The sequence below is a fragment of the Mesorhizobium sp. M00.F.Ca.ET.216.01.1.1 genome, from assembly GCF_004010325.2.
Classification (GTDB): domain Bacteria; phylum Pseudomonadota; class Alphaproteobacteria; order Rhizobiales; family Rhizobiaceae; genus Mesorhizobium.
Genome location: NZ_SADR02000647.1, coordinates 1 through 279, shown reverse-complemented (window position 1 = coordinate 279; position 279 = coordinate 1). Strand labels below are relative to the sequence as shown.

At 65.2% G+C, this 279-nt stretch carries 1 protein-coding gene; it reads left to right on the top strand.

Annotated features, from left to right (window positions below; translation table 11 throughout):
* Positions 1-87: 87 nt before the first annotated feature.
* The coding region (locus EN859_RS37775; RefSeq protein ID WP_135913783.1) for a DUF1349 domain-containing protein at positions 88-279 on the top strand (192 nt) is incomplete at its 3' end.

Sequence of the window (279 nt, the reverse complement as noted above, 5' to 3'; positions counted from 1 at the left end):
GGCCCGCGCGAGCAGGGCCGTTACGCCATGGAGTTCTACACCACGGTGAAGACGGCCTACACCTTCGCCGGCTAACGGATCAGCGTAATGCTGTCGGGCTTTGGCGGCATGACATGGCTCAACCCGCCGCCGCACCACGTGTTCGGCGACGGGACGCTCCATGTCCGCACCGGCAAGGAAACCGATTTCTGGCGCGAGACCTTCTATGGTTTCCGCCGCGACAGCGGCCACTTTCTCTGCCGGCCGGCCGAAGGCGATTTCAGCGCCGAGCTCACGGTG